We start from the raw sequence: 365 nt of genomic DNA on the forward strand, positions 1-365 counted from the left end.
GTGCTTGTTTGACAGTATCTTGAGTAATGCTGTCAATATTGAGTGTTTCACTTTGCAGTAATTCAATCATTTTATGAATTTCAACCGTCGCAGCTTGAGTACGACCCGCAAGGGTTCTTACTTCGTCGGCAACCACCGCAAAACCACGGCCCATTTCACCTGCACGTGCCGCTTCAATTGCTGCGTTTAATGCCAGTAAGTTGGTTTGATCTGAAATAGCATTAATGGTGGTGATGACTTCATTAATATTGGTCGCGTTAATTTTTAGGGTATTGACTGAGTTTGATGTTTGTTCAATGTAGGTCGATAACTGCTTAATTTCATTAATCGCACGCTTAGCTCGGTCATAACTCTGACGCGTATAC

Annotated in this window: 1 protein-coding gene; it reads right to left on the reverse strand. The window is 41.6% G+C overall.

The genetic code is table 11. The features are described from left to right. A partial coding sequence (locus AAEY88_RS12665; protein WP_350562946.1) for a methyl-accepting chemotaxis protein occupies positions 1–365 on the reverse strand: 365 nt, incomplete at both ends.

Origin of the sequence: Psychrobacter sp. CAL346-MNA-CIBAN-0220, assembly GCF_040309805.1 — a bacterium.
GTDB lineage: Bacteria > Pseudomonadota > Gammaproteobacteria > Pseudomonadales > Moraxellaceae > Psychrobacter.